Origin of the sequence: Bradyrhizobium sp. IC4060, assembly GCF_020193715.1 — a bacterium.
Lineage (GTDB): Bacteria > Pseudomonadota > Alphaproteobacteria > Rhizobiales > Xanthobacteraceae > Bradyrhizobium > Bradyrhizobium yuanmingense.
Genome location: NZ_JADYVJ010000001.1, coordinates 1,077,750 through 1,100,736, shown reverse-complemented (window position 1 = coordinate 1,100,736; position 22,987 = coordinate 1,077,750). Strand labels below are relative to the sequence as shown.

The 22,987-nt window shown below is 68.0% G+C and carries 24 protein-coding genes and 2 riboswitches; of the genes, 17 read left to right on the top strand and 7 right to left on the bottom strand.

Annotated features, from left to right (window positions below):
- Positions 1-106: 106 nt before the first annotated feature.
- The 3 genes from bluB to cobU are packed head-to-tail and all read right to left on the bottom strand — an operon-like array spanning position 107 to position 2,026.
- Positions 107-739, bottom strand: a complete 633-nt coding sequence (gene bluB, locus I6F16_RS05230) for a 5,6-dimethylbenzimidazole synthase (protein WP_036034966.1) — start codon at positions 737-739, stop codon at positions 107-109.
- 4 nt (positions 740-743) lie between these two features.
- The gene (gene cobS, locus I6F16_RS05225; protein WP_036023483.1) at positions 744-1,526 is read right to left on the bottom strand and encodes an adenosylcobinamide-GDP ribazoletransferase; all 783 of its coding nucleotides are present in this window, start codon (positions 1,524-1,526) and stop codon (positions 744-746) included.
- A complete protein-coding gene (gene cobU / locus I6F16_RS05220; RefSeq protein ID WP_036023498.1) occupies positions 1,523-2,026 on the bottom strand; it encodes a bifunctional adenosylcobinamide kinase/adenosylcobinamide-phosphate guanylyltransferase in 504 nt (167 codons plus the stop codon). The genes cobS and cobU overlap by 4 nt, the downstream gene beginning before the upstream one ends.
- A gap of 120 nt (positions 2,027-2,146) precedes the next feature.
- On the opposite strand from cobU, the gene cbiB reads away from it, so the two are divergent.
- The gene (cbiB, locus tag I6F16_RS05215) at positions 2,147-3,088 is read left to right on the top strand and encodes an adenosylcobinamide-phosphate synthase CbiB (protein WP_036023485.1); all 942 of its coding nucleotides are present in this window, start codon (positions 2,147-2,149) and stop codon (positions 3,086-3,088) included.
- Between the two features lie 11 nt (positions 3,089-3,099).
- Complete coding sequence (gene cobD, locus I6F16_RS05210) at positions 3,100-4,065, top strand: threonine-phosphate decarboxylase CobD (RefSeq protein WP_074448202.1); 966 nt, start codon at positions 3,100-3,102, stop codon at positions 4,063-4,065.
- Here the strand turns inward: cobD and I6F16_RS05205 are convergent.
- Together I6F16_RS05205 and cobO are read right to left on the bottom strand one after the other, a co-directional pair.
- On the bottom strand, positions 4,054-5,502 hold the full coding sequence (locus tag I6F16_RS05205; protein ID WP_225111817.1) for a cobyric acid synthase: 1,449 nt from the start codon (positions 5,500-5,502) through the stop codon (positions 4,054-4,056). The genes cobD and I6F16_RS05205 overlap by 12 nt on opposite strands.
- Before the next feature lie 7 nt (positions 5,503-5,509).
- Entirely contained in the window at positions 5,510-6,145 is a 636-nt protein-coding gene (gene cobO / locus I6F16_RS05200; protein ID WP_036005397.1) for a cob(I)yrinic acid a,c-diamide adenosyltransferase, read from the bottom strand.
- A 40-nt stretch (positions 6,146-6,185) separates the two neighbouring features.
- Positions 6,186-6,408: riboswitch (cobalamin riboswitch) on the top strand.
- A 93-nt stretch (positions 6,409-6,501) separates the two neighbouring features.
- On the opposite strand from cobO, the gene I6F16_RS05195 reads away from it, so the two are divergent.
- Genes I6F16_RS05195 through cobJ form a run of 7 tightly spaced genes read left to right on the top strand, consistent with a single transcriptional unit; the run spans position 6,502 to position 14,424 of the window.
- The gene (locus I6F16_RS05195) at positions 6,502-6,876 is read left to right on the top strand and encodes a DUF1636 domain-containing protein (RefSeq protein ID WP_036005458.1); all 375 of its coding nucleotides are present in this window, start codon (positions 6,502-6,504) and stop codon (positions 6,874-6,876) included.
- Complete coding sequence (cobW, locus tag I6F16_RS05190) at positions 6,873-7,922, top strand: cobalamin biosynthesis protein CobW (protein WP_225153720.1); 1,050 nt, start codon at positions 6,873-6,875, stop codon at positions 7,920-7,922. Before I6F16_RS05195 ends, cobW begins: the two co-directional genes overlap by 4 nt.
- Positions 7,922-11,170, top strand: coding sequence for a cobaltochelatase subunit CobN (cobN, locus tag I6F16_RS05185; protein WP_225173486.1), 3,249 nt, complete (start codon positions 7,922-7,924; stop codon positions 11,168-11,170). Before cobW ends, cobN begins: the two co-directional genes overlap by 1 nt.
- Positions 11,167-12,330: a precorrin-3B synthase gene (gene cobG, locus I6F16_RS05180; RefSeq protein ID WP_225173485.1), complete on the top strand. Its 1,164-nt coding sequence runs from the start codon at positions 11,167-11,169 to the stop codon at positions 12,328-12,330. Before cobN ends, cobG begins: the two co-directional genes overlap by 4 nt.
- Entirely contained in the window at positions 12,330-12,959 is a 630-nt protein-coding gene (locus tag I6F16_RS05175; RefSeq protein ID WP_036005374.1) for a precorrin-8X methylmutase, read from the top strand. The genes cobG and I6F16_RS05175 overlap by 1 nt, the downstream gene beginning before the upstream one ends.
- A 2-nt stretch (positions 12,960-12,961) precedes the next feature.
- A complete protein-coding gene (locus tag I6F16_RS05170) occupies positions 12,962-13,693 on the top strand; it encodes a precorrin-2 C(20)-methyltransferase (protein WP_225173484.1) in 732 nt (243 codons plus the stop codon).
- The gene (cobJ, locus tag I6F16_RS05165; protein WP_225145927.1) at positions 13,690-14,424 is read left to right on the top strand and encodes a precorrin-3B C(17)-methyltransferase; all 735 of its coding nucleotides are present in this window, start codon (positions 13,690-13,692) and stop codon (positions 14,422-14,424) included. Before I6F16_RS05170 ends, cobJ begins: the two co-directional genes overlap by 4 nt.
- Here the strand turns inward: cobJ and I6F16_RS05160 are convergent.
- Complete coding sequence (locus I6F16_RS05160) at positions 14,400-15,146, bottom strand: cobalt-precorrin-6A reductase (protein ID WP_225173483.1); 747 nt, start codon at positions 15,144-15,146, stop codon at positions 14,400-14,402. The two genes, cobJ and I6F16_RS05160, sit on opposite strands and share 25 nt — an antisense overlap.
- On the opposite strand from I6F16_RS05160, the gene cbiE reads away from it, so the two are divergent.
- The 8 genes from cbiE (at position 15,145) to cobT (ending at position 22,340) form a co-directional block, all read left to right on the top strand.
- Positions 15,145-16,326, top strand: coding sequence for a precorrin-6y C5,15-methyltransferase (decarboxylating) subunit CbiE (cbiE, locus tag I6F16_RS05155; protein WP_225173482.1), 1,182 nt, complete (start codon positions 15,145-15,147; stop codon positions 16,324-16,326). The genes I6F16_RS05160 and cbiE overlap by 2 nt on opposite strands.
- A complete protein-coding gene (locus I6F16_RS05150; protein WP_225173481.1) occupies positions 16,323-16,691 on the top strand; it encodes a cobalamin biosynthesis protein in 369 nt (122 codons plus the stop codon). Before cbiE ends, I6F16_RS05150 begins: the two co-directional genes overlap by 4 nt.
- On the top strand, positions 16,688-17,470 hold the full coding sequence (gene cobM / locus I6F16_RS05145) for a precorrin-4 C(11)-methyltransferase (protein ID WP_225173480.1): 783 nt from the start codon (positions 16,688-16,690) through the stop codon (positions 17,468-17,470). The genes I6F16_RS05150 and cobM overlap by 4 nt, the downstream gene beginning before the upstream one ends.
- Positions 17,470-18,780: a cobyrinate a,c-diamide synthase gene (locus I6F16_RS05140; protein ID WP_225173479.1), complete on the top strand. Its 1,311-nt coding sequence runs from the start codon at positions 17,470-17,472 to the stop codon at positions 18,778-18,780. The genes cobM and I6F16_RS05140 overlap by 1 nt, the downstream gene beginning before the upstream one ends.
- Positions 18,777-19,508 (top strand): uroporphyrinogen-III C-methyltransferase, encoded by a 732-nt coding sequence (gene cobA, locus I6F16_RS05135; protein ID WP_036005341.1) that lies wholly within the window; start codon positions 18,777-18,779, stop codon positions 19,506-19,508. The genes I6F16_RS05140 and cobA overlap by 4 nt, the downstream gene beginning before the upstream one ends.
- Positions 19,509-19,553: 45 nt before the next feature.
- A riboswitch (cobalamin riboswitch) is annotated at positions 19,554-19,773 on the top strand.
- 36 nt (positions 19,774-19,809) lie between these two features.
- On the top strand, positions 19,810-20,487 hold the full coding sequence (locus tag I6F16_RS05130) for an energy-coupling factor ABC transporter permease (protein WP_225111828.1): 678 nt from the start codon (positions 19,810-19,812) through the stop codon (positions 20,485-20,487).
- A 45-nt stretch (positions 20,488-20,532) separates the two neighbouring features.
- Entirely contained in the window at positions 20,533-21,282 is a 750-nt protein-coding gene (gene cobF, locus I6F16_RS05125; protein ID WP_225173478.1) for a precorrin-6A synthase (deacetylating), read from the top strand.
- Between the two features lie 5 nt (positions 21,283-21,287).
- Positions 21,288-22,340 carry a nicotinate-nucleotide--dimethylbenzimidazole phosphoribosyltransferase gene (gene cobT / locus I6F16_RS05120; protein ID WP_225111829.1) on the top strand — a complete coding sequence of 351 codons (1,053 nt, stop codon included), beginning with the start codon at positions 21,288-21,290 and terminating at the stop codon, positions 22,338-22,340.
- A 6-nt stretch (positions 22,341-22,346) separates the two neighbouring features.
- On the opposite strand, the gene I6F16_RS05115 is transcribed toward cobT, so the two are convergent.
- A complete protein-coding gene (locus I6F16_RS05115) occupies positions 22,347-22,919 on the bottom strand; it encodes a histidine phosphatase family protein (RefSeq protein ID WP_225111830.1) in 573 nt (190 codons plus the stop codon).
- Between the last annotated feature and the right edge of the window lie 68 nt (positions 22,920-22,987).

Below are 22,987 nucleotides of genomic sequence, written 5' to 3'. Positions count from 1 at the left end.
TGCTTTGCTCGATGCTTAGCGCGAAAGCGGGGGGCCCACAATCGGCGAAAGGCGCATGTGAATGTTCGTTCGCAGGCTTTCGATCCGGCGCCCGGCGCCCGGCGGCCTAGCGCCGCAGCGTGAACGCGTCCGCGCTGCGCCGTTGCTCCCATTTCGCCTGCTCCAGCTCGGGCCGGTCGCACTCGATCTCGGGATAGCCGATGCAGAGATAGGCGATGAACTTCCAGCTGTCAGGCACGTCGAGAACAGCGTGCATGCGCGCAGGGTTCAGTATCGACACCCAGCCGAGGCCGATGCCCTCGGCGCGGGCGGCGAGCCACATCGCGGTGATGGCGGCGACCACGGAATATTCCGTCGTTTCAGGCATGGTCGCGCGGCCGAGGCCGTGGCCGATGTCGCTGCCCTTGTCGGCGAACACGGCAAGATGGCCGGGCGCCTGCTCGAGGCCGGACAGTTTCAAGGTGGCATAGCGTGCGGCGCGGTCGCCGGAGTAGCAGCTCAGCGCGTCGGCATTGCACGTCCTGAAATCTTCGACCACGGCGCGGCGCGTTGCAGTATCATTGACGATCACGAAGCGCCAGGGCTGGCTGAGGCCGACCGAAGGCGAGAGGCAGGCGGTCTCGATCAGGCGATCGATCGCCCCCTCCGGCAGCGGATCGCTGCGGAAGCGGCGCACGTCGCGGCGCCACACGAACAGCTCGCGTAAGTGCTGGCGGAAGCTATCGTCGAACTCGACCATGAGGTCATCGCCCCATTTGGAAGGACGCCGCCACCAGCAGGATCAGGATCTCGCCCGTCTGCTCGAACGCGCCGAGGATGTCGCCGGTCTGCCCCCCGATTTGGCGGATGGCAAGCCGCGCCAGCAGCAGGCCGGCCAGTGACAGCAGGATCAGGCCGACCAGCGCCTTGCCCGGCCCCAACGTCAGGGCAAGCGCAAGCGTTCCAAGCGCGAAGGCTATGGCCACGCTGCGCCCGGGCGGCGCCCCGGCGCCGGCAGAGAGGCCATCAGGCCGCGCCGACGGGACTAGCGACATGAAGGCCGGCAGGCCGGCACGGGCAGCAACGTGCGCCGCGCACAGCGCGAGCATGACGGCCCATGGATTTGCGATCGTCGCAAGCGCGCTCCAGCGTAGGCCGAACGATAGGATCAGGGCGCAGACGCCATAGGTCCCGATCCGGCTGTCGCGCATGATCTCGAGCTTGCGCTCGCGCGTGCGGCCGCCGCCGAGGCCGTCCGCGGTGTCGGCAAGTCCGTCCTCGTGCAGCGCGCCGGTGATGAGGGCGGTCGTGGCTAGCACGAGGAGGGCGGCAAGGCTCGGCGTCAGTCCGAAGCGAATGGCGATCTTGTAAGTGAGGGCGCCGGCGAGGCCGACCAGCAGTCCCGCGACCGGCAGCGCCCACATTGCCCGCGCAACGGCGCCGTCGCCCGCAGGCTTCGAGAATGCCACCGGCAGGATCGTCACGAACGATGTCGCCATCTTAAGATCGGCGAGGATGTCCTTGAGGTGCTCGGCGCGCGGGATCATTTCAGCTTCAACGGCAGGCCGGCGACGACGAACTCGACCTCGTCGGCGACACCGGCAATGATCTGGTTCATGATTCCGGCGGCATCGCGGAAGCTGCGCGCCAGCGCGTTGTCGGGCACTATGCCGAGGCCGACCTCGTTGGTGACGAGCACGACGGGGCTGTTGAGGCGGGGCAGCGTGTCGGCGAGCTCTCTCACCTCTCGCTCCCAATCGCGCGCCGCATGCATCAGGTTGGAGAGCCACAGCGTCAGGCAGTCCACCAGCCTCGCGCCGCCACCTTCGGTCGAGAGCAGCGCGGGCACGAGATCGAGCGGCACCTCGCGCTCGATCCAATCGGCTCCGCGCCGCGCGCGATGTCTTGCGATGCGTTCCTGCATTTCGCCGTCGAGCGCCTCGGCCGTCGCGACGTAGACGGGCTGGCCGGCAAAGCTGCGCGCGCGCGCCTCCGCCCGGGTGCTCTTGCCCGATCGCGCCCCGCCGGTGATCAAGATGATGGCCATAAAGGTCTCCTGCCGCAGCACTAATCATCAAACGCGGCCAAAGACAAAGCCGAAATCAGGCAGCGAGGGGCTTGCGCTCGGCCGCCGTCTTGCGCAACAGGGGCGGGACAGGAGCTGGATGTGGACTTTGCGGGCGCGATGGTGGTGGCGATGGCGGTGGATGCCCTTCTGGGCTGGCCGGCGTGGCTGTTCGCGCGGATCGGGCATCCCGTCACCTGGCTGGGCGGGCTGATTGCCGGCATCGACACCGCCTTGAATCGCGCGTCCGATCCGCCGGCGTTGCGCCGAGCCGCGGGCGTCGCCGGCGCGCTTGCGGTGATCGCGCTCTCCGCGGCGCTCGGCTGGGCGCTGCAATCACTGCTTCCTTCGGGCTGGATCCAGATCGTGCTGATTGGCATCCTGGCCTGGCCATTGGTCGCGCTGCGCTCGCTGCACGATCATGTCGCTGCCGTGGCCACGCCCTTGCTGGCCGGCGACGTCGCCGCCGCGCGCGAAGCGGTCTCGCGCATCGTCGGCCGCGATCCCGCAAGCCTCGATCAAGCCGGCATCGCGCGCGCGGCGATCGAGAGCCTTGCCGAAAACGCCTCCGACGGCATCGTCGCGCCGGTGTTCTGGGGCGCACTGTTGGGCTTGCCCGGCATCCTCGGCTACAAGGCGATCAACACGCTGGACTCCATGATCGGCCATCGCAGCGAACGCCACGAAGCCTTCGGCTGGGCGGCAGCGCGCATCGACGACGTCGCCAATTTCGTCCCGGCGCGGCTGACCGGATTCCTGTTCGTGCTGCTGGCACCGCAGCGGTCGGAATCATTGGCCTGCATGACGCGCGATGCGCGCCGGCATCGCTCGCCCAATGCCGGTTGGCCGGAAGCGGCCATGGCCGGCGGACTCGGTGTGCGGCTCAGCGGTCCCCGCATCTATCACGGCAGCGCGACCGAAGAGCCCTGGCTGAACGAAGGCGCGCGCGATCCGCGCGCCGCCGACATCGTCGAGGCGCTGACGGTCTATCGCCGCGCCATGCTGCTGGTCGCAGGCCTGCTTGCGATCCTGGCTTTCGCGTGAAACAACGGGGCATGCGCGAGCACGGTGGAAATCTGGACCAGGCCCAGCGGCGTTTCGGCGGACGCGCAGAGGATTGGATCGATCTGTCGACCGGGATCAACCGGCTGCCGTATCCCGTGGGCGAGGTGAGCGCGCGCGCGTGGAGCGCGCTGCCATCACGCGCCGAGATCGAGGCATTGCATCAGGCGGCGCGGCACGGCTACCGCACGAGCGCACCGATCGTTGCGATGGGCGGTGCTCAGGCCGCCATTCAATTGCTGCCGCAACTCGCGGCGCCCGGGCGCGCGCGTATCCTCGCGCCGACCTACAATGAATATGCCGGCGTCCTGTCGGCCGCCGGCCGGGACGTCCAGGAGGTTGCCGAGCTCGATGCGCTGGCGGGTGCGGACCTCGCCATCGTCGTCAATCCCAACAATCCCGACGGGCGGTGCCATTCGCGCAAGGATCTGCTCGCGCTGTTGCCGCGCGTCGGCCGTCTCGTCGTAGACGAGAGCTTTGCGGACCCGATTCCGCAATTGTCGCTTGCACCCGACGCGGATCGACCGGGACTGTTGATCCTGCGGTCGTTCGGAAAGTTTTATGGCTTGGCCGGCCTGCGGCTCGGCTTCGCCATCGGTCATGCCGCCGACATCGACAAGCTTGCCGCCGTGTCGGGTCCATGGCCTGTTTCGGGCGCGGCGATCGAAATCGGCTGTCGTGCCTTGCGCGATCAGACTTGGGCCGAGGCGACGTCGGCGCGGCTCGCGCGCGACTGTGTTCGCCTCGATGCAATGGCGCATTCGCGAAGCTGGCGGCTCATCGGCGGCACACCGCTGTTTCGCTTGTACGAAACGGCCGACGCGGTGGCTGCGCAGGAGAGGCTCGCGCGCAGCCACATCTGGTCCCGCGTGTTCGCGCAACAGCCGACATGGCTGCGCCTCGGGCTCCCCGGCAGCGAAGCCGAATGGACGCGCCTTGCCGAGGCCCTAGCGCGCTAGCGCGAGCAGGCCTTCGACGTCGAGATGCTTTTCGATGTGATCGGCCAGCGCCTCGAGCGCGCTTTCGACGCTGGCGTGATAGGGCTCGTCGCCTGCGGGAATGTCGAGTTTGGCGAGGTAGGCCTTGCGGAAATCATCCGACGTGAACAGGCCGTGCAGATAGCTGCCCTGCACACGACCATCCCTTGAGATCGCGCCTTCCGGCTCGCCGTCGAGCTTTGCGAAGGGGCGGGCGCGATCCGGGCCGTCGGTGCGGCCGATGTGGATCTCGTAAGCCTGGATCGGCTGATCCGTCGCCGCGTGCACGGCCGCAACGCGCGTGAGGGTCTTTTGCGGGCTCATCACCGTCTCGATATCGAGAAGCCCGAGGCCCGGCGTGTCGCCCGCAGGCCCCTCGATGCCTTCGGGGTCGGCGACGCTGCGTCCCAGCATCTGATAGCCGCCGCAGAGGCCGAGCACATGGCCGCCCCTGCGGTAATGCGCGAACAGGTCGACGTCCCAGCCCTGCGCGCGCAGGAAGGCGAGGTCGCCGCGGGTGGATTTTGAGCCAGGGATGATCACGAGCCTGGCATCGCCGGGAATGGCTTCGCCCGGACGCACCATCACGAGATCGACACCCGGCTCGAGCTTGAGCGGATCGAGATCGTCGAAATTGGCGATGCGCGATAGCGCCAGGCAGGCGATCTTGCATTGGCCCGGCTTGCGCGCATCGCGCAGGCCGAGCGCGTCTTCGGCCGGCAGCTCGCCGGCGCGCGGAAACCAGGGCAGCACGCCGAGGCCGCGCCATGCGGTCTTTTGCTCGATCAGCCTGTAGCCGTCGTCGAACAGCGTGGGATCGCCGCGGAACTTGTTGATGACGAAGCCAGAGATCATCGCGGCATCGTCGGGGTCGATCACCGTCCTGATGCCGACCAGCTGGGCGATGACACCGCCACGGTCGATGTCGCCGACCAGCACGACCGGCACATTCGCCTTGCGGGCAAAGCCCATATTGGCGATGTCGGACTTGCGCAAATTCACCTCGGCCGGGCTGCCGGCGCCTTCGACCAGCACCAGATCGGCGCGCTCCTTCAGCCGTTCGAAACTCTCCAGCACCGCGCCCATCAGCGACGGTTTCATCGCCGCGTAGTCGCGCGCGCGTGCGGTCGCGATGCGCTTGCCGTGGACCACGACCTGCGCCCCGACATCGGTCTCGGGCTTGAGCAGCACCGGGTTCATGTCGGTGTGCGGCTCGACGCCGGCGGCGAGCGCCTGCAGCGCCTGGGCGCGGCCGATCTCGCCGCCGTCGACCGTGACCGCGGCATTGTTCGACATGTTCTGCGGCTTGAACGGCAGCACCCGCAGACCGTGGCGCGCGAAGGCGCGCGCGAGGCCGGCGACGATGAGCGACTTGCCCACGTCCGAGCCGGCTCCCTGGATCATCAGCGCGCGTGCCATGATGACTTCAGAACTCGACGCCGGCCTGCGCCTTGATGCCGGAGCGGAACGGATGCTTCACGAGCGTCATCTCGGTGACGAGATCGGCGATCTCGACCAACTCGTCCTTGGCGTTGCGACCGGTGAGCACGACATGCGTCATCGCAGGCTTTTGCGTCGTCAGGAATTCGACGACTTCGGCGATGTCGAGATAGTCGTAGCGCAGCGCGATGTTGATCTCGTCGAGCACGACCATGCGCAGCCGCTCGTCGAGGATCAGCTCCTTGGCTTTCTCCCAGCCGGCGCGCGCGGCAGCGATGTCGCGGGTGCGGTCTTGGGTCTCCCAGGTGAAGCCTTCGCCCATCGCATGGAACTGACAGAGTTCGCCGAAATGGTCGGTGAGCAGGCGCCGTTCGCCCGTATCCCAGGCACCCTTGATGAATTGCACCACCGCACAAGGGAAGCCATGCGCGACGCAGCGGACGATCATGCCGAAAGCCGAGGAGGATTTGCCCTTGCCGGCGCCGGTATGGACGATGATCAGGCCCTTTTCGCCGCTCTTGGTCGCCATGATCTTGTCGCGAGCGGCCTTCTTCTTCGCCATTTTGGCGGCGTGGCGGGCGTCGGTTTCCTCGGTCGTGTGGGTTTCCGGTTCAGGCGTCATCGGTCCCGGTCCTTCGGCTTGACAAGTGGCGGCCACCGGCAAATGGTGGCCTGGCGTTGGTTCCTGTCCTATGACAGGCGAAGAGGGAATGCGATAGGGTCCGAATCCGCAAAGATTTGGGTCCAAACTGCAGCCGCCCCCGCGACCGTGACCGGAGAGATGCCCGAAGCCACTGATTCCTTTTGGGATCGGGAAGGCGGGGATCGAAGGGCCAAAACCCTGCTCCGCAAGCCGGGAGACCTGCCAGCGCGGACGAGTTTTGGACCGGCGGACGGGGTGTTCCGCGACGGGGAAGCGGGCCTTCAGGAGAATGGTCCGTGCGCCTCATCGCCTCCCGCTGTTATCTGGAAGAGGCGATGACCGTCACACTTCATGTCTGCATCACCTGCCGCGCCGGCCAGACGCTTGGCGAGGGCGAGACGACGCCCGGCAAGCGCCTGCATGGCGCGATTCTCGAGGCCGGCGTGCCCGAGGGCGTCAGCGTGGTTCCCGTCGAATGCCTGTCGGCGTGCAGCCAGGGCTGCTCGGTCGCGCTCAGCGCGCCCGGCCGCTGGTCCTATGTCTATGGCCGCCTGTCCGATGCGAATGCGCAGGACGTGGTCGCAGGTGCTGCGGCCTACGCGGCGGCGCCCGACGGCATCGTGCCATGGCGCAGCCGTCCCGAAATCTTCCGCAAGCAGTCGCTTGCCCGTATTCCCCCTGTTACCGTCGTGCCGGAGGCCGCTGAATGAACTCGCTCGCAAAAGTCCCGGTTACGGTGGTCACGGGTTTCCTGGGCTCCGGCAAGACGACGCTGATCCAGCATCTGCTCAGCAATGCCGGCGGCAAGAAGCTCGCGGTGCTCGTCAACGAGTTCGGCAGCGAGGGCGTCGACGGCGAGATCCTGAAGTCCTGCGCCGATGCGAATTGCCCGGAGGAGAACATCGTCGAGCTCGCCAATGGCTGCATCTGCTGCACCGTCGCCGACGATTTCATTCCGACCATGGAGCGGTTGCTGGCGCGGCCGGTGCGGCCCGATCACATCCTGATCGAGACCTCGGGCCTGGCGCTGCCGAAGCCGCTGCTGAAGGCGTTCGACTGGCCGGAGATCCGCTCGCGCATCACGGTCGACGGCGTGATCGCGCTGGCCGATGCCGAGGCTGTCGCCGCCGGCCGCTTCGCGCCGGATCCGGCTGCGGTGGAAGCGCAGCGCGCGGCGGACGACAATCTCGATCACGAAACGCCGCTGTCGGAAGTGTTCGAGGACCAGATCGCCTGCGCCGACATCGTGCTGCTGACCAAGGCCGATCTTGCGGGCGCAGCCGGAATCGAAGCCGCAAAAGCGGCGATCACCGCCGAGATGCCGCGCCGCGTGCCGATGCTGCCGGTCACCGACGGTGCGATCGATGCGCGCGTCATTCTCGGCCTCGGCGCTGCCGCCGAGAATGATCTCGCCGCGCGGCCATCGCATCATGACGGCGAGGAGGAGCACGAGCACGATGATTTTGCCTCGGTCGTGATTGACCTTCCGGAGGTCGCCGACATCGACGCGCTGGTCGCATCGGTCCAGAAACTGGCGCGCGAGCAGAACGTGCTGCGGGCGAAGGGGTACATCGCGGTCGCTGGCAAGCCGATGCGCCTGTTGTTGCAGGCGGTCGGCGAGCGGGTGCGCCATCAGTTCGACAAGCCATGGGGCGCGGGTCTCAGACAGTCGAAGCTCGTCGTGATCGGCGAGCATGGCGATATCGACGAGGCCGCCATCAAGGCAGGACTTGGTCTTTCAGGATCTGGCATCTGATGCACGTCGTCTTCCGCGAGAGCCGCGGTCTCGAGGAGACCGCGACGCCAAGAGACATCGGCCAGGACCCGGCCGATCTCGTGGTGCTCTCGTATTCGGATTCCGATTTGGCCGCGTTTGCGGCCGGCTGGCGCCGCGGTCGGGGCAGCCTGCCGTCGCTGCGGCTGGCCAATCTCGCGGAGCTGCGTCATCCGCTGTCGGTCGACACCTATATCGAACGGACGCTGTCGCAGGCGCGGGGCATATTGGTGCGCCTGATCGGCGGGGAGTCCTATTGGGCATACGGGCTCGCGGCGCTCCAGCAACTCGCGCAAGAGCGCAACATCGTGCTCGCCGTGCTGCCGGCGGACGGCCGCGACGACGCGCGGCTGGATGCGTACTCGACCCTGCCGGTCTCGACGCTGCGGCGGCTCAAGGTGCTCTGCGACTCCGGTGGCCCGGTCGCCGCGCAAGCCGCGATCGCGCAGCTCGCGCTGGCCTCGGGCCTCTATGCCGGCCCGGTCATCGGCGAGATGACCGTGCCCGAGATGGGATTCTACGATCCCGCGCGCGGCGTCATTGCCGCGCCGGCGGGCGGCGAGGGCAAGCCGCGCGCACTCGTGACGTTCTATCGCTCCTATCTCACGGCCGCCGATACCGGGCCGGTCGACGCCTTGATTGCCGCGTTGCGCGAGAAGGGATTTGACGCCTACGGCGTGTTCGTCACCTCGCTGAAGGCGCCGGGCGTTGCCGACTGGCTGCGCGCGCATCTGGCGCAACATCCTGCGGCGGCGATCGTCAATGCGACGGCGTTCTCGGCCCTTGGCGATGACGGCACGACGCCGTTCGATGCCGCGTCCTGTCCGGTGTTCCAGGTCGCGCTCTCGACGGCGCGGCGCGAGGATTGGGCGGAATCACTGCGTGGCCTGTCGCCCGGCGATCTCGCGATGCATGTCGTGCTGCCGGAGGTCGACGGCCGCCTGTTCGCAGGCGTGGTGAGTTTCAAATCGGCCGGTCAGCGCGATCCCGATCTGCAATTCGCGCATCTAGCGCACAGGCCCGACGAAGAGCGCGTCAACGCCGTTGCCACGCGCGTCGCGGCTTGGCGTCGCCTCGCGGAGAAGCCCGCCGGCGAGAAGCGGCTGGCGATCGTGCTCTCGAATTATCCGGGCCGTCCGCATCAGATCGCGCACGCCGTTGGTCTCGACGCGTTGGCGTCGGTCGAGGCTTTGATTTCCGATGTCGCTGAGGTCGGCTTCGACGTTGCGCCGGTTGATGCGCTCGGCGAGACACTGTTGAAGCAGAGTTTGACTTGGGGCGTCGCCGATTATCGAGCGGGGCTGTCGCGCCTGCCGCAATCCTTGCAGGACGATCTCGCGCGCGCCTGGGGCGCGGTGGAAAACGACCCGAGCTGCCGCGATGGTGCGTTCCACTTCGCCGCCATCGCGTGCGGCCGGTCGGTCATCGCAGTCCAGCCCGAGCGCGGCGACGCGGCCTCGCGCGATGCCGATTATCACGATCTCGCCTGCACGCCGCGCCACGCCTATGTCGCATTCTATCTCTGGCTCAGGCAGCAAGGCTGCGATGCTGTCGTGCATATGGGCGCACATGGCACGCTGGAATGGCTGCCCGGCAAATCCGTGGCGCTGTCGCAAGCGTGCTGGCCGGAAGCGCTGATCGGCGATCTCCCCGTCATCTATCCCTTCATCGTCAACGATCCCGGCGAGGCCGCGCAGGCCAAGCGGCGCATCGGCGCGGTCACGATCGGCCATCTGCCGCCGCCGCTTGAGACATCCGCGGTGCCGGAGGGGCTTCGTCGGCTCGAACGGCTGCTCGACGAATATTCGACCGCTGACGGTCTCGATCCCGCCCGTCGCCAGCGCCTGATCGCGTCGATCCGCGACGAGGCGCGCGCGGCGGGCCTCGAAGACGATCTCGGCCTCGATGCAATGGCCGCACCGGCCGAAGCCATCCCGCGGATCGACCGCTTCGTCTGCGACCTCAAGGAGAGCCAGTTCGGCGATGGCCTGCACGTGTTCGGCCGCGGTGCCTGCGGCGAAGCGGAGCGCGATGCATTGCGTTCCGTGCTCGCCGGAAAACGCGTTGCCCCCGGGCCGTCGGGCTCCCCGTATCGCGGGCGTCAGGATGTGCTGCCGACCGGGCGCAATCTCTTCGCCGTCGACCCGCGTGCGGTGCCGACACCGTCGGCGCATGCGCAGGGGATAAAACTCGCCGAAGAGCTGCTGCGCCGTCACTTGCAGGATCACGGCGACTGGCCGAAGGGCCTCGTGGTGGATCTCTGGGGCTCGGCGACCATGCGCACCGCAGGCGAAGAGTTTGCGATGGCGCTGCATCTGGCGGGCCTTGCGCCGCGCTGGGATCACGCTTCCGGCCGCGTCACCGGTTACGACATCATCGCCCCGGCCGAGCTCGGCCGTCCGCGCATCGACGTCACCCTGCGGGTATCCGGCCTGTTCCGCGACGTCTTCGCGGGTCTCGGGCAATTGTTCGAAGCCGCCGCCGAGGCGCTCGCCGCGCGCGAGGACGAGGGCGATGAGAATCCCTATCGCCAGCGTGCGTCCCGCGTGTTCGCGCCGCGGCCCGGACAATACGGCGTCGGCCTCTCGGCTATCCCGGATGCCTTCACGCCGGACACGCGCGAGGCCGCAGGCGAAGCGTGGCTGTCGGCATCGTCCTGGGCGTTCTCTGCCGATGGCACGATGCAGCCGGATCGCGCAGGTATCGAACAGCGTCTCGCGTCCGCCGACGCTTTTGTCCACGTCCAGGACTTGCCCGAAACCGATCTGCTGCTCGCCGCCGATTATGCCGCGCATGAGGCAGGCATCGCCGCGGCTGCCGTGCACCTCGGGGCAGGCGTGCCGTCGCTCTATCACCTCGATGCGACGCGGCCCGGCGAGCCGCATGCGCGCACGCTGACGGAAGAGATCTCGCGCGTCGTTCGTGCCCGCGCGGCCAATCCGGCCTGGATCGCCGGCATGATGCGCCACGGTTTCCGCGGCGCCGCCGAGATCACCGCGACGCTGGAGCACATGGCCGCCTTTGCGTATCTCGCCGGCCCCGTGCCGCCGCATCTGTTCGACCTCTATTACGACGCGACACTCGGCAACGACGACGTCCGCGCCTTCATGGCGCGCGAAAATCCGTCCGCACTCGCCGCAATGGAAACCTGCTTCACGCGCCTGCACGAGGCCTCGCTCTGGCGAACACGTCGCAATTCGATTGCGGCAGCGCTGCGGGAGGCCTCATGAGCGCGACCACGGTCAAGGGTTGGTGTCCCGGCGCGCTGCGCCCGATGCAATCGGGCGACGGGCTCGTGGTGCGCGTGCGTCCGTTCGGGGGACGCCTTGAAGCACCACAAATCTCCGGGCTTGCGGAACTCGCCGAGCGCTTCGGCAATGGTCTGATCGACGTCACGAGCCGGGCCAATCTGCAGATCAGGGGCGTGAATGAGGACGGCCATCGGCCGTTGCTCGATGGTCTTGCGCGATTGGCACTGCTCGATCCCGACGCCGACATCGAAGCCAGGCGCAACATCCTGGTGACGCCGTTCTGGAGCAACGGCGACGAAACGCAGTCGCTCGCCGCGGAGCTCGAGGAGGCGCTTGCCGATTCTGGCCTGGCGCTTCCCACCAAGTTCGGCTTCGCCATCGATGACGGGCGGTCGCGTGTTCTCGCTGGCGATTCCGCCGACATCCGCATCGAGCGCGACCGCTCGGGCGGTCTCCTGGTGCGGGCCGATGGCGCCAAGCTCGGTCGTTCCGTTGAACGCGGACAGGCCGTGAGCGCGGCGCTGGCGCTCGCAAGCTGGTTCATCATCTCCGGCGGTGCAAACGGCGGGCGAGGGCGCATGGCAGCCCACATCGCATCCGGCGCCGTGTTGCCTCAATCCTTGCGCGGCGAGACCGAGCCTGCGCCGGTGATGGCCGCGGTGCGTCCCGGGCACTATCCGCAAGGCGCGATGGTTGGCGTTGCGTTCGGGCAGATGCTGCACGCGACGCTGCATCAATTCTCTGCTTGCGGCCATGCGCTGCGCATGACCCCGTGGCGGATGGTGCTGAGCGAAGGCAAGCGCGAGATGCCGAACGGGACGGGGCTCATCACCGAGCCGTTCGATCCGGCCCTACGCGTCATCGCCTGCAGCGGCGCGCCGCGCTGCCGCGAGGCCCATGCCGATACGCGCGCGCTGGCCGCGGCGCTGGCGCCGCGCATCCCCGCCGACGCGCGACTCCACGTCTCCGGCTGCGGCAAGGGCTGCGCCCATTCCGGCGCGGCTGCGGTTACCCTGATTGCGACGCGCGCCGGGTTCGATCTCGTCCGCGACGGCTCGACCCGCGACGCGCCGGTCCTGCGCGGGCTGAACGGCGCCGACATCGTCAGCGATCCCTCCATCCTGGTCGGAGGGAACTGATGCCGCACACCTACGAGACCGACGGCGCTGTGATCTACCGGCAATCCTTTGCCACCATCCGGGCCGAGGCCGATCTCGCGCGCTTCACGTCGGACGAGGAGCAGGTGGTGGTGCGGATGATCCATGCCGCCGGGATGGTTGGCCTCGAGGCGCATATCCGCTTCACCCCTGATATGGCGATTGCCGCGCGCGCGGCCTTGCAGAAGGGGGCGCCGATCCTGTGCGACGCGCGCATGGTGTCCGAAGGCATTACGCGGGCAAGACTGCCCGCGGCCAATGCCGTGATCTGCACGCTCGGCGATCCCGCCGTGCCCGCGCTGGCGCAGTCCATGCGCAACACGCGCTCGGCCGCGGCCCTGGAGCTGTGGCGGCCGCATCTTGATGGCGCGATCATCGCGATCGGCAATGCACCGACCGCGCTGTTTCATCTGCTCAACATGCTGGAGGATCGCGACTGCCCGCGGCCGGCTGCGATCATCGGCTGTCCGGTCGGCTTCGTCGGCGCGGCCGAATCCAAGGCCGCGCTGATGGCCGATCCGCCGGCACCGGCGCTCACCGTCGAAGGCCGCCTCGGCGGCTCCGCCATCACGGTTGCTGCCGTGAACGCGCTGGCAAGCCGGAGCGAATAGCCATGGGACGCATCATCTGCTGCGGTCTCGGCCCCGGCGATCCTGATCTGATGAGCGTGCGTGCCGATCGTACGGTGCGGGGCGCTAGCCACGTCGCCTATTTTCGCAAGAAGGGCAGGCCCGGTCAGGCGCGCCGCATCGTCGATGGCATGCTGGCTGCGGGCGTTACCGAATATCCCATGGAATATCCTGTTACGACGGAGATCGCTTTCGACAGCCCCGAATATGTCCAGCTGCTCGCCGGCTTCTACGACGAATGGGCCGAGCGCCTGGCGCGGCTTTCGCGCGCCGTCGACGTCGTCGTGCTCTGCGAGGGCGATCCTTACTTTTACGGATCGTTCATGCATCTGCACACGCGCCTGCAAAGCCGCGTCGAGATCGAGGTGATCGCCGGCATTCCCGGCATGGTCGGTTGCTGGAACGGCGTCGGCCGGCCGATCGCGCTCGGCGACGACGTGACGACGGTGCTGATGGGCACGCTGCCCGAGGCCGAGCTCGAACGCCGCATGCGCGATTCCGATGCACTGGTCGTCATGAAGACCGGCCGCAATCTCGCAAAAGTGCGCCGCGCGCTCAGCTCCGCCGGGCGGCTCGCCGATGCCTGGCTGGTTGAGCGTGGCACCATGCCAGGCGAGCGCGTGGTGCGGCTCGCCGAGATCGATGCGGCCGATTGTCCCTATTTCGCGATCGTGCTCGTGCACGGCAAGGGCCGGCATCTGGATGCCGCCGAATGACAGGCACACTGACCATCGCGGGCCTCGGGCCGGGCAGCGACGCGCTGGTGACGCCGGAAGTTTCCGCCGCGCTTGCGACGGCGACCGACATTCTGGGCTATGCGCCCTATGTCGCGCGCGTGCCGCCGCGGCCTGGGCTCACTCTGCATCCATCCGACAATCGCGAAGAGCTGCAACGCGCGAGCGAAGCCCTGCGGCTTGCCGCCGAAGGCGGTCAGGTCGTCGTCGTCTCTTCTGGCGATCCCGGCGTGTTCGCGATGGCATCCGCCGTGTTCGAGGCGCTCGAGCAGGCGCCGGAATTTCGTGAACTTTCGATCCGTGTGCTGCCCGGCGTCACCGCGATGCTGGCGGCCGCCGCGCGTGCCGGCGCGCCGCTCGGCCATGATTTCTGTGCGATCAATCTCTCCGACAATCTCAAGCCGTGGGCGGTGATCGAGAAGCGCCTGCGCCTCGCGGCGGAAGGCGATTTTGCCATCGCGATGTACAACCCGCGCTCGGCCAGCCGCCCGGAAGGATTCGGCCGTGCGCTGGCGCTGCTTCGCGAGGCCGGCTGCGGCGAGCGTCTCATGATCTTCGCGCGCGCGATCAGCGCGGCCGATGAAAAGATCGAGATCGTGACGCTGAACCAGGCGACGCCCGAGATGGCCGACATGCGCACGCTGGTGATCCTCGGCAACTCGCAGACGCGCCGCGTCGGCCGCTGGGTCTATGCGCCGAGGCGCGCAGAATGACCGAGCCATTGCATCACGTCAGTGACACTCTCGACCCTGTGGCGCTCGGGCAGCTCTGGTCGCGAGATCATGATTACGGGAAGGCCGAGCATGCGCGCCGCGTCGATCTTGGCGCGCGCGCCGTCGCCGCCGGAATTGCGGGCGACGATCCAGGCGATGCCGCGCGTGTGCAGCATCTCCAACTCGCCGTCGAGGGTGAAGGGGCCACGCGATACGATCACATCGGCCGCGAAGGGCAGCGACGCTTCGGGCGGATCGACGAAACGCAGCGTGTAGGCATGTTGCGGCTTGGCCGCGAACGGCGCGATGTGCTGACGGCCGATGGCGAGGAACACGTTTGTCGGCACCTCGGGCAGGGCCGCAACGGCGGCGTTGACGTCGGCGACCTCGATCCAGTTGTCGCCGGACACCCTGGTCCAGGGCGCGCGCTCCAGCGCGATCAGCGGCGCATTGGTGTCCGCGCAGGCCTCGACCGCATGACGGCTCATTTCGGCAGCGAACGGATGCGTCGCGTCGATGACATGCGTGATGCCTTCGCGGCGGATGTAGTCGGCCAGCCCGCTCACGCCGCCAAACCCGCCGATGCGCGTCGGCAGCGGCTGATCGGCGGGCGCGCGGGTGCGGCCGCCATAGGAATAGACGGCATCGATGCCGGCGCGCGCGATCTCCGCGGCGAGCAGGCTCGCATCGGCCGTTCCGCCCAGAATGAGGGCGCGAATCATGTCTGATCCCTGGCTGACCATCATCGGTATCGGCGAAGATGGCCTTGCCGGGCTGTCGGAGGCAAGCCGAAAGGCGCTTGCCAAGGCCGAAACCGTGTTCGGCGGCGAGCGCCATCTTGCGCTTGCCGAAATTGGCAGCCGCGGTCGTCCATGGCCGGTGCCGTTCGATGCGGATGTCGTGCTGAGCTGCCGCGATCGGCCGACGGTGGTGCTCGCCTCCGGCGACCCGTTCTGGCATGGCGCCGGCGCAAGCCTCGCCGAGAAGCTCGATAGCGGCGAATGGATCGCGCATCCCGCACCTTCGACCTTCTCGCTTGCGGCCGCGCAGCTGGGGTGGCGACTCGAGTCCACCGTCTGCCTCGGGCTTCACGCCGCACCGTTCGAACGTCTCGTTCCGTATCTGACGCGCGGTGCGCGCATCATTTGCCTGGTACGCGATGGCAAGGCCGGCAGCGATCTTGCGAAATGGCTGACGGAACGCGGCTGGGGCTCCTCGACATTCTGGATTCTCGCCGCGCTCGGCGGGCCGCGCGAAAGTGTCCAGGAGTATCGCGCCAAGGATTTTTCTGATGATCTCACTGGAAACCCAGTGGCAGTAGCCGTGGAGGCGAGGGGCGCACATGGCATTGCTCGCAGCTCGGGCCTGCCGGACGACGTCTTCGTTCACGACGGCCAGATCACCAAGCGGCCGGTGCGCGCGCTTGCGCTCTCGGCGCTGGCGCCGCGTGCCGGCGAGCGGCTGTGGGATATCGGCGCAGGTTCAGGCTCGATCTCCGTGGAGTGGGCGCTGTGTGGTGGGACGGCGAGTGCAGTCGAAGCGCGCGAGGATCGCGCCGCGAACATCCGCAAGAATGCAGCCGCCTTCGGTCTGGCACATCGGATCACAGTCGTCACGGGCAGGGCACCGGAAGCTCTTGCCGGGTTGGAAGCGGCGGATGCCGTCTTCATTGGCGGTGGTCTCGACGAAGTGTTATTTGATGCGATCTGGCCGCGGTTCTCGCCGGGTGCGCGGCTCGTGGCGCATGCTGTGACGCTGGAGACGGAAGCTCTGCTCGGCGAGCTGCATCGGCGTCACGGCGGCGAACTGATGCGGGCCGAAATTTCTCATGCCGCCCCGCTCGGCCGCTATCGGTCGTGGGAGGCAGCACGCCCCGTGGTGCAGTGGAGTGTGGTGCGATGAAGGTCGCCGGACTCGGCTTCAAGCGCGATGTGACGCTGGCTTCGCTGCGTGAAGCGCTGCTCGCTGCGGGCGGTGCGGAAGGGCTTGCGGCGATGGCAACCGTCAGCGATAAGGCCGACATCGAGGCGCTGAAGCAGCTCGCACGCGAATGCGGCGTGCCGATCAGGGCCGTTCCGGTCGCGACACTGGCCGGCATCGACACGCCCACGCAATCGAATCTCATCGCGGAGAAATTTGGCACCGGATCTGTAGCCGAGGCTGCTGCGCTCGCGGTCGCCGGTCCGCGCGCGCGGTTGATTGCAGCACGGGTTGTCTCGCAGGATCGCACCGCGACCGCGGCGATTGCCGAAGGAGACGGCCCATGACCGTGCATTTCATCGGCGCCGGGCCGGGCGCGCCCGATCTGCTGACGTTGCGCGGCCGCGACCTGATCGCGGCCAGTCCGGTTTGTCTCTATGCCGGCTCGCTGGTGCCGGAGGGCGTGTTGGCGCATTGCCCGCCCGGCGCACGTATCGTCAACACCGCGCCAATGTCGCTCGACGAGATCATCGCCGAGATCGCAGCCGCGCATGCGGCAGGCCTGGATGTCGCGCGGCTGCATTCCGGCGATCTCTCAATCTGGTCGGCGATGGGCGAGCAGCTCCGCCGTTTGCGTGCGCTCGGGATTCCCTACTCGGTGACACCCGGCGTTCCCTCGTTCTCGGCTGCCGCGGCCGCGCTGGAGGCTGAGCTGACGCTGCCCGGTCTTGCTCAGACGGTCGTGCTGACGCGCACGCCGGGCCGTGCCAGCGCGATGCCCGAGGGCGAGAAGCTCGCCGCGTTCGCTGCGACCGGCGCGGTGCTCGCGATCCACCTGTCGATCCATCTGCTCGACCAGGTCGTCGCCGAGCTGACGCCGCATTACGGCGCGGATTGCCCGGTCGCGATCGTCTGGCGCGCGAGCTGGCCGGAGCAGCGCATCGTGCGTGCGACGCTCGCAACGCTCGATGCGTTCGTGGGTGGCGAGATGAAGCGCACGGCGCTGATCCTGGTCGGCAAGACGCTTGGCGCTGCCGATTTTGACGAGAGCCGTCTCTATGCCGCCGATTACGACCGCCGCTACCGGCCCGTCGGTGCCGAGCCGCGCTTTCCGGAGGCGTCGTGATGCCGGCGAGCCTCGTCATCTCCGCGCCGGCCTCCGGCGTCGGCAAGACCACGCTGACGCTGGCGCTCGCCCGCGCCTGGCGCAATCGCGGCTTGAACGTGCAGTGCTTCAAGAGCGGCCCCGACTATATCGATCCCGCCTTCCACGCCGCAGCCACGGGACGCGCCTCGGTCAACGTTGACAGCTGGGCGATGGATCGCAGCACCATCGCGCATCTCGTCAGCCGTGGCGGCAATTCAGATGTCGTGCTCGCCGAGGGATCGATGGGCCTGTTCGACGGTGTCGCCGCGCGCGGCGTCTCCGGCACGGGAGCGACCGCTGATATCGCGGAGATGCTGGGCTGGCCGGTGGTTTTGGTGATCGATCCCTCCGGCCAGGCGCAGACTGCGGCAGCGATCGCCGCCGGCCTTCGCGATTACCGCGCCGGCGTGCGCCTTGCGGGCGTCGTGCTCAATCGCGTCGCCAGCCCGCGCCATGAGGATCTGGTGCGGCGCGCGCTGAAGGAGGCCGGCATCAAAGTGTTTGGCGCGCTGCCGCGCCATGCCGAGATCAGCCTGCCGAAGCGGCATCTCGGCCTCGTGCAGGCCGAGGAGCAGGCCGAGATCGGCGAGCTGATCGACGAGGCCGCGCGCTTTGTCGCCGAGCACGTCGATCTCGATGCGGTGCTCCACGCGGCAGGCAAATGGTCGCCGCAAGCTGTGGCGAACGGATTGAACGTGACGCCGCCCGGCCAGCGCATCGCGCTGGCGCGCGATGCGGCGTTCTCCTTCGTCTATCCGCATATGCTGGAAGCTTGGCGCGCCGCGGGCGCCGAGATCGTGCCGTTCTCGCCGCTGGCCGACGAAGCACCCGATGCGAGCGCCGACGTGTGCTGGCTGCCGGGCGGCTATCCCGAGCTGCATGCGGGAAAGATCGCGGGCAATGCGCGCTTTCGCAGCGGCTTGCGCGCTTTCGCCGAGACGCGGCCGGTGCATGGCGAATGCGGAGGCTATATGGTGCTGGGCGCAGGCCTGACCGACGCCGACGGTATCAGCCATGAGATGGCGGGGCTGCTTGGCCTCGAGACCAGCTTTGCCAAGCGCCGCATGCATCTCGGCTATCGTCTTGCTGAACTGGCTGCGCCGATGCCGGGGCATCAGCCTGGCGCGCGCCTGCGCGGCCACGAGTTCCACTATTCGACCATCCTCGCCCAGCCCGATACGCCGCTCGCGGTCGTGCACGATGCCACCGGCGCGGTCATTGCCGAAACCGGCTCGCGCCGTGGCCATGCCACCGGCACGTTCTTCCATCTGATCGCGGAGGACCGGTGAGCGGTTTTGTCTCTTTCGTTTCCGCCGGTCCGGGCGATCCCGAGCTCCTCACGGTGAAGGGCGCCACGCGGCTGCGCGAGGCCGACGTCGTGCTTTATGACGATCTTGCCTCCGGCGCGATCCTCGATCTCGCACGGCCCGGCGCCAATCTCGTCGCGGTGGGAAAGCGGGCCGGGCGTCCTTCGACCAAGCAGCACCACGTCAACCGTCTCCTGGTCGACTATGCCGCAACCGGCGCGCGCGTGGTGCGGCTCAAGTCAGGCGATGCCGGCATTTTCGGCCGGCTGGAGGAGGAGATCGAGACGCTGCGCGAGGCCGGCATCGGCTACGAGATCGTTCCCGGCGTCACCTCCGCCTGTGTCGCCGCCGCCCAGGCCGGCATTCCCCTGACCCGCCGGTATACCTCCCGCCGGGTGCAGTTCATCACCGGCGCTGACGTCACCGGCGAGCTGCCGCCCAATCTGAATTGGGCGGCACTGGCCGACCCCGAGGCCACGACCGTGGTCTATATGGGCCGGCGCACCTTTCCGGCGCTTGCCGCAAAATTGATCGCGCACGGCCTTGCGCCCAGCACCCCGGCGCTGTTCGCCGAATCTCTCGGGCGTCCCGACGAACGGCTGGTCCGCACCACGATTGCCGAGCTCGCCGAGCAGCTTGGGCGCGGCGGCGCCGCTTCCACCGCCGCCGTCATCCTGTTCGGCGCGCTGGCGGGAGAATATCCGGCATGACGGCTCCGGCATCGGTTCGCCCCTTGACGCCCGCGATGCGAAAGGGGCACACAAGAGCGGCATGGTGCTCGACGCGGCGCAAAGCGCCGGAGCATAATCGGGAATGGGGATGGGCGGACCCAGTTGCGGCGCCCAAAACCCCAGCCGCCCCCGCGACTGTAAGCGGTGAGGGCCTCCGAACCGCCACTGGACCGCAAGGTCCGGGAAGGCCGGAGAACCCAGTGAACCGCGAGCCAGGAGACCGGCCGTGCACGTATTGAGGCCAAGGCCGTCGGGTGTGACGGCGGAAAGGAATTGAGCCATGCATATCGAACCCGGGATCGTGACGGGCGCCAAGCTCGTGTTGAGTTACGCAACCGGCATCGCCGCAGGCGGCGTTGCCTTGAAGCTCGCGGTCGAAACCGTGCGCGAGCAGGGCGCCGGCTCGTTCGCGGCGCGGACACTGGCCACCACCGCTCTCGTCTTCGTCTTCTTCGAGATCCTGCCGCACTTTCCGGTTGGGGTATCAGAGGTGCACTTCATCCTCGGCTCGACCTTGTTCCTGCTCTTTGGTGCTGCGCCCGCCGCCTTCGGCCTTGCATTTGGCCTGCTGCTTCAGGGCATGCTGCTGGAGCCAGTCGATCTGCCGCAATACGGCATGAACGTCACCACGCTGCTGGTGCCGCTGTTCGCGATCCAGGCGATCGCCACGCGGATCATCCCTCGCAACACCGCCTATGTCGATTTGAAATACGGTCAGGCGCTGGCGCTTTCGACGACCTACCAGGCCGGCGTGATCGCATGGGTGGCGTTCTGGGCGCTCTATGGCTCCGGCTTTGCGATGAGCAATCTCGCCAGCGTCGGGACGTTCGCTGCCGCTTATGCGCTGGTGATCGTGATCGAACCGCTCGCCGATCTCGCGGTGCTGGCGCTGGCGAAGTCGCTGCGCGGCGTCACCGCGCCCGGCCTCGTCACCCCGCGCCTGCACAACGCGGCGTAAGAGATCAGCGATGGGCGGCCGGTGTGGCCGCCCATCGCGCTCGCGATGCTCACGCTCTCCCTGATCGGCATCGGTTGCGGCGATCCCGCGCAGCTTACGCGCGCCGCGACCCGCGCCATCAACGCCGCCGATCTCATCCTGATCCCGCGCAAGGGGACTGCGAAATCCGATCTCGCCGATCTCAGGCGAACGATCTGCGCCGGTGTGCTCACCAACAAAGCGACGCGCATTGCCGAGTTTGACCTTCCCGTGCGCGATGCGACCGAGTCGGACTACCGCAAGGGCGTCGACGATTGGCACGATGCGGTGGCCGCGACCTGGTCGCAGACGATCGCTGGGCATCTCGAAGATGACGGCAAGGTCGCGTTGCTGATCTGGGGCGATCCTTCGCTCTATGATTCTTCGCTGCGCATTGCGCGGCGGCTCGATCCATTGCCGACAATCGAAGTCGTGCCTGGGATCACCTCGATCCAGGCGCTGTGCGCGGCGCATGCGCTGCCGCTCAACGACATCGGCGAGCCGTTCCTGGTCACGACGGGGCGGCGCTTGCGCGAAGGCGGCTGGCCGCAGGGCGTCGATACCGTCGTCGTGATGCTCGATGGCGGCACGGCGTTCCAATCGCTGGATCCAGAAGGCCTGCAGATCTGGTGGGGTGCCTATCTCGGCATGCCCGATCAGATCATCATGTCCGGCGCGCTGGCCGAGGTCGGCCCGCGCATCGTCGCGTTGCGGCAAGAGGCGCGCGAGCGGCACGGCTGGATCATGGATAGCTACACCATCAAGCGCAGGCGTTGAGCAGCATGCTTCCCGAATGGGTTACCCAGAACTGCCCCGAGGTCTCCGCTGTTCATCGCGAGGCGGCCATTGCGCGGCAGGGGCAACTGACGAAGCCGACCGGCGCGCTCGGCCGGCTCGAGCAGCTCGCAATCGAGCTTGCGGGCCTGCAGGCCACCGAGCAGCCGCGCGCCGCGCGGGTGCCGATCATCATCTTCGCCGGCGACCACGGCATCGTCGCGCAGGGCGTGTCGGCCTATCCGCAAGCCGTCACCATCGCGATGATGGCGAATTTTGCTGCCGGTGGCGCCGCGATCTCGGTGCTGGCGCGCGAGCTGGGTTCGAGCCTCGAGGTGGTCGACGCCGGCACGCTGGCCGAGGCGCAGATCGCGGGAATCGTCACCGACAAGCCGCGCAGCGGCACCCGCGATTTCAGTGTCGAGGCCGCGCTCACGCCGGCGGAATTGGCCTTCGCCTTCGAGGCCGGGCAGCGCGCGGTGGTGCGCGCCGAGGCCGGCCGGCCTGATCTCTTGATCTTCGGCGAGATGGGGATCGGCAACACCACGACCTCAGCAGCGATTGCTGCGAGCCTGCTCGGTGTGAGTGCCGACGAGATCGCGGGCAGCGGCACCGGCGTCGATGCGTTGGGCCGCGCGCACAAGGTGCGGGTGATCGATGCGGCGATCGCGCATCACGGCGTTGCGGGGGCGTCACCCGAAAAAATCCTGTGCGCCGTAGGCGGCCTCGAGATTGCGGCGATCTCGGGCGCGATCATCGCGGCTGCGCAACGCCGCATCCCCGTGTTGATCGACGGCTTTATCGTCTCGGTGGCGGCGCTGGCAGCAGTGCGTCTCAACCCGTCCTGCCAGCCGTTCCTGTTGCCCTCGCATCAATCGGCGGAGCAGGGACATCGGCTGGTGTTGCGCGCGCTGAATGTGCAGCCGCTGATCAGCCTCGATCTCAGGCTCGGCGAGGGGTCGGGGGCGGCGATCGCGCTGCCGCTGGTCCGCTCGGCCTGCGCACTTCACAACGGCATGGCGACGTTCGCGCAGGCCAACGTGCCGGATCGACCGTCTTGATGCGGCTCAAGCCACGCGCTGGTTGACCGACACGACGCGCCAACCGCCCGCCAGCCGGTCGATCCGGGTCAGCGACAGCGGATCGACGACGAAGCGCAGCGCGGCTTCCGGTGTGAGATCGAGCGCGATGCAGAGCGCAGCGCGTATGGTGCCGGAATGGACGACCAGTGCTGCGGAGCCTGCGCCAATCTGGGCCAGGCCCAGGCGGACGCGGGCGACCTGATCCGCAAAGCTCTCGCCATTCGGCGGCCGTCCGTGCGCGGGATCGCGCCAGACCTGCGCGTAGGCCTCGCCACCGGTCGCGGCGAGCTCGTCATGCCGATGGCCGGTCCAGTCGCCGAAATCCTGCTCGCGAAACTCGCTGATCAGCTCCGGTTCGAGCCCCAGCGCGCGCGCCGTCTCGACCGTGCGCCGCGACGGGCTGGCATAGCCGGCGAGATCCGCGGGCAACAGCTGCCTTAGGGCCGCCAATGCAGCGTGATCGCCGAGGTCGGCCCGCGCATCGGCCGCATGGATCGTCCCGGGCACGCCCGCGACGGCCGCATGCCTGATCAACCAGAGGAAGGTCTCGCCTTCCATGCTCATCTCCAGGGAAAGTTGGTTGCTGTGGCCCCAACGCCGCAACTGGCACATTGACTCTGTCTTGG